Below are 9,091 nucleotides of genomic sequence, written 5' to 3' on the forward strand. Positions count from 1 at the left end.
GGTCTTCAGGACGGAATCACTCTTTGTCGAACATCGGCCGCAGCCGCTCGCGGGACGCCTCGATGTGCGCCCGCATCGCCGCGGCCGCCTCGTCGGGGTCGCCCTTGCGCACGGCGGCCACCACCGTCTTGTGTTCGCGCAACGCCTTTGTCGCGATCCCACCGCCGTAGTACAGCCGGAACAGGTGCAGGTGGCAGTGGGTGCGGGCGAAGGACAGCCGCGCAGTCTCGTTGCCGGCCAGCTCCAGGACCAGGTCGTGGAAGCGCTGGTCGTGCGCTGCCATCGCCCGGTAGCTCTCGTACGCCGGCCGGTCCGGTACGTCGGTGTAGCTCAGCATCTCGTCCTTGAGCCGGACCAGGTCCTCGGTGCCGGCCTGTTGAGCCGCCCGACCGGCCGCCCACGGCTCGATGTGCAGCCGGAACTCGAACAGGTCCTCGAACTCGGGCCGGCTGAGGATCGATGACACCCGGTAACCGCGCAGCGGCTCCTTGATCACCAGTCCGTCGGACTCCAGCCGGGCCAGCGACTCCCGGATCGGGGTCTGGGAGATCCCGAGCTCACGGGTCAGGGCGTCGATGTTCAGCCGGGTGCCCGGCTCGACCACGCTGTCCATGATCAGGCCCTTGACGGTCTCGTAGACGTCGTCGCTCAGCACCTGTCGCTGCGGCAAGCGAGTCAACTGCCCCGCCAGACCCACGTGCGCATCAGTCACAGTGCACTCCTCCCGAACCCCTCTTACTCAGGGACCTAGTCTGCCCGACTCGCATCGTTACCTCGACGAGTCTTGACGGCTCCAGTGTGAGGCGGCAGCATCAGGTTCGCAATATCCTATAGGATCTGGAGTCCGCTCATGACCGTCGCTCTCCGCCGAACCGCCCTCTGCGTCGCTGCTTTCGCGCTCGTCGCGACCGGCTGCACGACCAAACCCGCCGATTCCCCGTCCGGCGGCGCCCCGAAGGATGACGCGTCCACCGGGTCCAGTTCGGGACCGGTGACCCTCAAGGACGGCTCCCAGGTCAAGCTAGCGCTGATCCCGGGGGGTGCACACCCCTATTTCCAGCCGTGGAAAACCACCGCCGACACCGACAAGACCGACTTCAAACTCGGCGGCGTCACGTTCAACGAGACCGGCGAGTGGGACCAGGGCAAGCAGAACAACGTGATCAGCTCGCTGGCCGCGCAGGGGTACAACGCGTTCGGCATCTTCGGCGTGTCGCCGACCGACATCAACTCCACCTTCGAGGATCTGAAGGCGAAGGGTTTCGCGGTCGGCTCGCTGGCCTCCTGCCCGGCCGGTGACACGAACGCGGCCGACTTCTGCCTGTCCACGGATGTCGAAGCGGCGGCGTACAAGGCGGCCAAGGCAACCATCGAGGCGATCGGTGGCCAGGGCACGATCGTGCACCTGACCGGCAACAACGTCGACTCGAACACGCAGCGCCGGATCGCCGGGGTGAAGAAGGCGGTTGCGGAGACGAACGGCAAGGTCACCGAGCTGCCGGTGATCACCGATATCGACAAGGACCTGTCCACCGCGCAGAAGGCGGTCGCCGACCTGCTTGCCTCGAAGGGCAAGGAGATCAAGGGCATCGTCACCACGGCGTACAACCCGGCCGTTGCCGCGGCGGACGGTGTTGCCTCCAGCAAGCTTCCGATCAAGGTCGTCGCGATCGATGACGACGCGAAGATCCTGTCCGGGATCAAGTCCGGCGGCGTCGCTGCGACCGTCACGCAGAACCCGGTGGGTCAGGCGTACGTCGGTGGCTGGCTGCTCGCGCTGTTGCAGTCCAAGCAGTGCACGATGAAGACGCCCGGTGTGATCGTGGACTCCGGCTCGTTCGTGGTGACCAAGGCCAACGTCGACACGTACGACGACGAGCGCAAGGCGAAGACCAAGACGCTGCAGACCGACTTCGAGAAGCAGCTGAGCTGCCAGTGAGCATCATTGCGAAGGCATCGGCGTACCTGGTCGATCTTGAGGTCGAGACGGTACGCACCGATGCCGTGCAGTCGTTCCTGAAGCAGGAGACGGTGTTCGTCTCGCTGGAGACGGCTGATGGGCTGAGCGGCCTGGGGTACTCGTACACGATCGGTACGGGCGGCAGCGCCGTACTGGCTTTGCTGCGGGACCACCTGTTGCCGCGACTGATCGGGAAGGACGCACGCAACGTCGAGGCGGTGTGGTCGGACCTGTTCTGGTCGACGCACGCCACGACGGTTGGTGCGATCACCTCGTTGGCGCTGGCTGCTGTGGACACTGCGCTGTGGGACCTGCGGTGTCTGCGGGCTGCTGAGCCGTTGTGGCGGTTGGCTGGCGGCTACCGCCAGCAGGTGCCGCTGTACGACACCGAGGGCGGCTGGTTGCACCTGACCACGGACGAGCTCGTTGCGGGCGCTCTGGCTTCCCAGAAGGCCGGTTGGCCCGGTGTGAAGCTCAAGGTGGGTAAGCCGCGCGTCCACGAGGACCTGGAGCGGCTGAGCGCCGTACGGGATGCTGTTGGGCCCGGGCTCGACATCATGGTTGATGCAAACCAGTCGATGACGTACGCCGAGGCCAAGCGCCGGGCTGCTGCGTTTGAGGCGGTGGACCTGACCTGGTTCGAGGAGCCGTTGCCGGCCGACGATGTGACCGGGCATGTGCGGCTGGCCGAGTCCACCTCGATTCCGATCGCTGTGGGTGAGTCGCTGTACTCGATCTCGCAGTTCCGCGAGTACGTCGCCGCTGGTGGCGCCGGAATCGTTCAGGTCGACGTGGCTCGGATCGGCGGGATCACCCCGTGGCTCAAGGTCGCGCATCTGGCTGAGGCGTTCAATATCGAGGTCTGTCCGCACTTCCTGATGGAGATCCACGTCAGCCTGACTGCTGCCGTACCGAATGGCCGGTACGTCGAGCACATCCCGCAGCTGCGAGCGATCACTCGCTCTGAGATGGCTGTGGTGGACGGACACGCGGTTGCGCCTGATGTGCCAGGCCTGGGGATCGACTGGGACTCCGACGCGATCGACGATCGGCGGGTCTCATGAGCGCGCCGGTATCGGAGACGGCGACGCAGGCGTTGCAGGAGGATGCACCGGTCGAAAAGCCGCCGCGCGGTACACCCTGGTGGGCCAACCAGCGGATCGGCTTGCTACTGCTCGTCGTACTGCTGGGTGCGCTGTTCGGTGTGTTGCGGCCGGCGTTCTTCAACCAGCAGCTGGTGATCTTCCCGCTGCTGCGCGACATCGCGATGTTCACTGTGGTCGGGCTGGCACAGCTGTGTGTGCTGTCGATCGGGCACATGAATCTGGCCGTCGGCCGGATGGCTGCCTTCTCGATGATGATCACCGGCATCTCCTACGACCTGTTTCATCTCACCCTGTACTCCGGTCTCCTGGTGGGACTGGTGGCCGGTACGGCGATTGGTGCGTTGGCGGGCTGGGTGATCGCGCGGACCGGGGTCAACTCGTTCGTGGTGACGCTGGCGCTCGACTTCCTGTTGCTGGGCATGATTCCGCTCGTTTACACGTCGCTGACCGACAATGCGGCGTTCGTGGTCAAGCCGCCGGGGATGCGGGAGCTGCGGAACTACTCGCTCGCGGATGTGTGTGTCGGCAACGTGTGCGGGTCGCCCGCCGTACCGCAATTGGCGCTCTTCGCTGTGGTTGCCATGGTGGTTGTCGGCTGGATCTACTCGCGGACGCGGCTCGGGCGAGAGCTGCTGATGACTGGCTCGTCGGTGCGCGCTGCTGAGCTGTCCGGCATCCCGACTGCCCGCCGCGTGATCACCGCGCACGCGATGTCCGGGTGCCTGGCCGCACTGGCCGGATTCATGCTGGCCGTCTCGACCGGTTCGATCAAGGCGACGATCGGCGAGGAGTTCATGCTGCCGTCGTTCCTCGGTCCGATCCTCGGCGGCACTTTGCTGGCCGGCGGATTCGTCTCGATCTGGGGCACGCTGATCGGTACGGCGCTCACCTCGGTGATCCGTAAGGGTCTTGATCTGCTCGGCGTCGGGCTGGAGAGCCTGAACATCTACCTGGGCCTGATCCTGCTGGTCGCGCTCTCCACCGACCGGGTCCGCACGCTGCTCTCCGATCGGAGCGTGCTCGGCGGTCCGCCGCTGACCTCACCGCCGCCGCCCAAGCGCGAAGGAGAACCGCGATGACGCGCTTCGCCCGCTCGACCGAGATGACGTTGCTCGTCATCGGCATCGTGTTTTTCATCGGCCTGGTGATCGCCTCCGGCGGTGACCTGCTCGCAGCGAATTCCTCACGAGTGCTACTTCAGTTCCTTGCGGTGCCGATCCTGATCGGATTGGCTCAAATGGTGGTTCTTGCGGTGGGTCAGCTCAACCTGGCCGTCGGCGCGATCGGTGGATTCGCGGCGGCGGCGATGGGCGTGCTCATGGCCGATCACGGGGTGCCGGTTCCGCTGGCGCTGCTGATCGGCTTCCTGCTCGCCGGGGTGGTCGGTCTGCTGAACGGTGTTCTGGTGGTGCTGACCCGGATCAACGGTTTCATCGTCACGCTCGCGACGATGACAATCCTGCTCGGCGTGCAGTATCGGCTGGTCGGGACACGGACTGTCGACGCTTACCCACAAGGGCTCAAGACGTTCGGAGCGGCGGCGATCTTCGGGGTCGTGCCGTGGATCTTCGTGGTCGCGCTGATCGTGGCCGGGTTGCTTGCGGTGCTGCTGAAGCGGACCGTGCCGGGGCGGCAGTTGCTCGCCTCCGGTGGCAACCCGATCGCGGCGCGGCTGTCCGGAATCTCCAATGACCGCTCGGTGATCGTCGCGCACGCGTTGTCCGGGGCGATTCTCGGCGTGGCCGCGATTCTCACCGTCGCGTCATCGCCCGGCGTGAACAAGAGCATCGGTGGCGACTGGCTGCTGCCGTCGTTCGCTGCGCCGATCATCGGTGGGGCGCTGCTCACGGGCGGTTCGGCCGTCGTGCTGGGGACGGTGCTGGCGGCGTTCATCGTGCGATTCGTGGACACCGCGCGGGCCGAGTTCTCGCTCGAGCCTTCGTGGGTGAACTTCGTGGTCGGTGCCGTGGTCCTCGGCTCGGTCGTGCTCGGACAGGTCCGGACGCGCCGGCAGGACCGGCGGTCGGTGGTGAAATCGCCCGACGCGGCGGTAGCCGGAGGTGTGTCATGACGCTGTTCCAGGCTTCGGAGATCGTGAAGGTCTTCCCAGGTGTCCGTGCTCTCGATGGCGTGACGCTGTCACTGGAGGCCGGTTCCGTCCATGCCTTGCTCGGTGAGAACGGTGCCGGCAAGTCAACGCTGATCAAGGTCATCACCGGCCTCTACCGACCTGATGGCGGCCGGTTGCTGCTCGACGGGCAGGAGGTGTCCTTCGGGTCACCGCACGAATCGGCCTCGGCCGGGATCGGCGTGGTGCACCAGGAGCGCAACCTGATCCCCGGCTTCACGGTCGGGGAGAACATCCTGCTCCAGAAGCTGCCAACCTCCCGCGGTCTCATCGACCGCTCTGCGATCCGCTCCGAGGCCTCGCGCTGGTTGGCTGAGCTCGAGCTCGACATCGATCCGGACCAGCCCGTGACGGAGCTGTCGGTCGCGCAGGCGCAACTGGTCGAGATTGCCAAGGCGCTGTCGATCGAGAGTCGCGTGCTCCTGCTCGATGAGCCAACCGCGTCAATCACCCCCAACGAAGCCGCTCTGCTATTCCGGGTGGTGCAGAAGCTGAAGGACGACGGTCGCGCGGTTCTGTTCGTCAGTCACAAGCTGGAAGAGGTCTTCCAGATCTGCGACACCGTCACCGTGCTCCGCGATGGTGCATCGGTCCTCTCCGGCGGAGCTCTGTCCGACCTGACCCGCGACCAGGTGGTCGACCTCATGGTCGGCCGAGTCCACGAGGCCCTCAACCTCCCCGAGCGAACCGTCGACACCTCGGTCGCGCCGATCCTGGAGCTCCGCGGAGTCGGTACGGCGACCGGCCACGCCGAGGTGGATCTCACCGTGCGCCCCGGCGAGATCGTCGGCCTGTACGGGCTGGTCGGCGCCGGCCGCAGCGAGCTGGCCAAGGCGCTGCTCGGCCTCGACCGGATCACTGCCGGTGAGGTGCTGGTCCGCGGCAAGGCGGTGAAGATCCGCACCGTGCGCGACGCCCTGCGCAACCACAAGATCGGCTACGTCACCGAGAACCGCAAGGAAGAAGGCGTCTTCCTGGAGCAGTCGGTCGCCCGCAACATCGCCGTCACCATCTGGGACCGCCTCCGCAAACCCCTCGGCTATGTCCCAGCCAAGGCCGAGACGGCCATCGTCACCTCGTACGTCGAGCAACTCGGCATCCGGATCGCCTCCCCGTCCCAACTGGTCGGCACCCTCTCCGGCGGCAACCAGCAAAAGGTCTCGCTGGCCAAATGGCTCGCGGCCCAAACCGAGATCCTGATCATCGACGAGCCGACGGTCGGCATCGACGTCCGCACCAAAGACGCCTTCCACACCCTGATCTGGGATCTGGCCGCCAACGGCCTGGCCATCCTGCTGATCACCTCGGACCTGCCCGAGATGATCACCTTGGCCGACCGCGTCGTCGTCATGCGCGACCACCGGATCCAGGGCGAGCTCCCCAATGACCACAACTACGACCACATGAGCCAGCAGGTCATCCGCCTCATCCACGCCGAAGGAACCACCGCCGCATGAGCAGGGTCGATGCCCATCACCATGTGTGGGATCTGTCCGTCCGGGACCAGACCTGGATGGTCGGCCCCGACTTCGAGCCCATCCGCCGCAACTTCACCGCCGAAGACCTGGCACCCCTCGCCGCGGCCGCTGACATCACCGCGACGGTGCTCGTGCAGACCGTCGGCGTCCTCGCCGAGACCGGCGAGTTCCTGGAAGTTGCTGCTAGCAACGACTTGGTCGCCGGTGTGGTCGGCTGGGTCGACCTGGCCGCGCCCGACATTGCCGACGTACTGGCTGAGCTTCAGGCTCGCCCCGATGGCCAGTACCTCAAGGGAATCCGCCACCAGGTCCACGACGAGCCAGACCTCGACTGGCTTCTCCGCCCCGACGTCCAACGCGGCCTCACCGCTGTAGCCGATGCCGGACTCGTCTACGACCTCCTCACGAAGACCCCGCACCTGCCAGCTGCGATCAAGACAGCTCAAGCCCTTCCGCAGCTGTCCTTCGTCGTCGACCACATCTCCAAGCCCGCCGTTGGCGGACCGCTCGACCCCTGGGCCACCGAGCTCCGCGCCCTGGCGGCCCTTCCCAACGTCACCTGCAAACTCTCCGGCATGGTCACGGAGGCCGACTGGTCAACCTGGACTCCCGCCGACCTCAAGCCCTACGCCGACGTAGTCCTCGACGCCTTCACCCCCGGCCGCGTCATGTTCGGCTCCGACTGGCCCGTCTGCCTCCTAGCAGCCGACTACCCCACCGTCGTAGCCACCGCCGAAACCCTCACCACCCACCTAACCCCCACCGAACGCCAAGCCATCTTCACCACCACAGCCACCACCACCTACAACCTCCTCTAGTCTGGGCTGCTCGCAGTGATTGACCGATGACAGGGGGACGTCTTGGAGTGGGTGGTCGGCGCGCTGGGGGCACTTCTCGCAGGCATCGGCGTCAACGCGATCTACGACATCGTGAAGCACGGGTCGGCCCGGGTCCCGCAGATCCTGCGGCGCAGCGCCCTCACCCGTGAAGCTCGTGACCATGACGTGGAGACCGATGGTCTTGTCACGCTGGTGACCTGGTCCAAGAGCCGGAAGTTGACGCCCGATCGGATCGAGACGACGTACGAAGGATGGTCGCCCCGCGCGCATCTGTTTGACGAGGACGTCTGGCACGAGCAGGTCGAGAGCCACCGGGCTCGTGGCGACGCCGGCAGTACGGCGTACCTCACCGCCCTGGCCGTGGATCACTACGAAAGCCATGCTGGTCAGCAGTTCGGGATCCGTGTCGCCGAGAGCGACTATGCAGAGACACTGGCCACTGCCCAGATCTACGCCACCGATCCGGAGCTGAAGGAACGCCTGGACACCGCGCTCGCCGGACCGTTGGACGGGTTCCTCGACAGCGTGCCTCCCACCTCGCTCACCGCCTGCGTCTCGGTGCTGAGTCGTGAGGGAACCGTTCTGCTGATGCGTCGATCCCGGACCGTGCGGGTCTTCCCGGCGGAGTGGACGGTGGGGATCAACGAGACAATGAAGTACTCCGCGGAACCAGGCGCGGCGGAGAGCCTGCACGCGGTCGCGATGCGCGGCCTGCAGGAGGAGCTCAGCCTGACCGCCGCCGACCTGAAATCTCCCGAGCCGTTGATCACCTGGCTAGGTTGGAGCCGGCAGTCCAGCAGCTTCGCCACCGTCAACCTGGTCCGCTCGCACCTCACCGAGGCCGAGATCAGCGAGCGTCGCGGCGAGTCTCACAGCGTCTACGAACACGACAAGATGGCTTGGTGCCCACTCCGCCCCCGCGCGATCTCGTCGATCATCACCGGCGGCAAGACCCCTGACGGTTCCCACTCCTGGAACTACCTGGCTCCGCTGATCGCTCTGGAACTCTGGCGGTCCCGAACCAGCCTTTGATCTCTTGATGGCCTTCACGGATTCCGTCGGCTGCCTCGCGCACCATCAGGGCCAACTCGGGCGCGGGTATGCCGTCGAATGTGCTGAGTGTGCTGGCGGAAAACGGTTGCTGGCGGCAATCTCCCGCCAGTCGATGTCGGCGTACGTGTCGCGGCTGTTGATTGAACCCACCGGGCGGCACGTGGCGGCGGTCCCGTTTGGCGGGTGGACCAGCCGGACTCCAGACACTCACCAACTTCGGAGGTCGTCGGTGGCTGAGCCTGGAGAGGGGCTCGCGAGGTGGGAAGCGGGTGGTTGGATGCTCCTATGGATGTCAAGCAGCGGTTGGCTTGGGGTTTGGTTGGCGTAGGACGTAGTAGATCTCGCGGGCGATGAGGCGTTTGAGGCAGCGGATGATGTCTTTCTTTGACAGGCCTTCGGCGGTGCGTTTCGCTGCGTAGGCCTGGGTGCGTGGATCGTGGCGGAGTCGGCTGATGACGATCACGTAGAGCGCTTTGTTGGCTTGCCGGTCGCCGCCTCGGTTGAGGCGGTGGCGGTGGGTCTGGCCA

General features: G+C 66.0%; 9 protein-coding genes. 7 read left to right on the top strand and 2 right to left on the bottom strand.

The window, feature by feature from the left end:
- Positions 1 to 16 precede the first annotated feature (16 nt).
- The gene (locus E1263_RS26555; protein WP_165956753.1) at positions 17 to 712 is read right to left on the bottom strand and encodes a GntR family transcriptional regulator; all 696 of its coding nucleotides are present in this window, start codon (positions 710 to 712) and stop codon (positions 17 to 19) included.
- Between the two features lie 138 nt (positions 713 to 850).
- On the opposite strand from E1263_RS26555, the gene E1263_RS26560 reads away from it, so the two are divergent.
- The 7 genes from E1263_RS26560 to E1263_RS26590 are packed head-to-tail and all read left to right on the top strand — an operon-like array spanning position 851 to position 8,543.
- Positions 851 to 1,939 (top strand): sugar ABC transporter substrate-binding protein, encoded by a 1,089-nt coding sequence (locus E1263_RS26560; RefSeq protein ID WP_132172091.1) that lies wholly within the window; start codon positions 851 to 853, stop codon positions 1,937 to 1,939.
- Positions 1,936 to 3,024: a mandelate racemase/muconate lactonizing enzyme family protein gene (locus E1263_RS26565; protein WP_132172093.1), complete on the top strand. Its 1,089-nt coding sequence runs from the start codon at positions 1,936 to 1,938 to the stop codon at positions 3,022 to 3,024. The genes E1263_RS26560 and E1263_RS26565 overlap by 4 nt, the downstream gene beginning before the upstream one ends.
- Positions 3,021 to 4,145, top strand: coding sequence for an ABC transporter permease (locus E1263_RS26570; protein WP_132172095.1), 1,125 nt, complete (start codon positions 3,021 to 3,023; stop codon positions 4,143 to 4,145). Before E1263_RS26565 ends, E1263_RS26570 begins: the two co-directional genes overlap by 4 nt.
- Positions 4,142 to 5,137: an ABC transporter permease gene (locus E1263_RS26575; RefSeq protein ID WP_132172097.1), complete on the top strand. Its 996-nt coding sequence runs from the start codon at positions 4,142 to 4,144 to the stop codon at positions 5,135 to 5,137. The genes E1263_RS26570 and E1263_RS26575 overlap by 4 nt, the downstream gene beginning before the upstream one ends.
- Positions 5,134 to 6,651 carry a sugar ABC transporter ATP-binding protein gene (locus tag E1263_RS26580; RefSeq protein WP_132172099.1) on the top strand — a complete coding sequence of 506 codons (1,518 nt, stop codon included), beginning with the start codon at positions 5,134 to 5,136 and terminating at the stop codon, positions 6,649 to 6,651. The genes E1263_RS26575 and E1263_RS26580 overlap by 4 nt, the downstream gene beginning before the upstream one ends.
- On the top strand, positions 6,648 to 7,490 hold the full coding sequence (locus E1263_RS26585; protein ID WP_132172101.1) for an amidohydrolase family protein: 843 nt from the start codon (positions 6,648 to 6,650) through the stop codon (positions 7,488 to 7,490). The genes E1263_RS26580 and E1263_RS26585 overlap by 4 nt, the downstream gene beginning before the upstream one ends.
- A gap of 42 nt (positions 7,491 to 7,532) precedes the next feature.
- On the top strand, positions 7,533 to 8,543 hold the full coding sequence (locus E1263_RS26590) for an NUDIX hydrolase (protein ID WP_132172103.1): 1,011 nt from the start codon (positions 7,533 to 7,535) through the stop codon (positions 8,541 to 8,543).
- A 313-nt stretch (positions 8,544 to 8,856) separates the two neighbouring features.
- On the opposite strand, the gene E1263_RS26595 is transcribed toward E1263_RS26590, so the two are convergent.
- Positions 8,857 to 9,091 (bottom strand): transposase (locus tag E1263_RS26595; protein WP_165956754.1); only part of this gene is annotated, 235 nt, incomplete at its 5' end.

Origin of the sequence: Kribbella antibiotica, from assembly GCF_004349055.1 — a bacterium.
Taxonomy (GTDB): domain Bacteria; phylum Actinomycetota; class Actinomycetes; order Propionibacteriales; family Kribbellaceae; genus Kribbella; species Kribbella antibiotica.

Coding starts and splice junctions, on each gene's coding strand:
- E1263_RS26560 (WP_132172091.1), top strand. CDS start 851: ATGACCGTCGCTCTCCGCCGAACCGCCCTCTGCGTCGCTGCTTTCGCG.
- E1263_RS26570 (WP_132172095.1), top strand. CDS start 3,021: ATGAGCGCGCCGGTATCGGAGACGGCGACGCAGGCGTTGCAGGAGGAT.
- E1263_RS26575 (WP_132172097.1), top strand. CDS start 4,142: ATGACGCGCTTCGCCCGCTCGACCGAGATGACGTTGCTCGTCATCGGC.
- E1263_RS26580 (WP_132172099.1), top strand. CDS start 5,134: ATGACGCTGTTCCAGGCTTCGGAGATCGTGAAGGTCTTCCCAGGTGTC.
- E1263_RS26585 (WP_132172101.1), top strand. CDS start 6,648: ATGAGCAGGGTCGATGCCCATCACCATGTGTGGGATCTGTCCGTCCGG.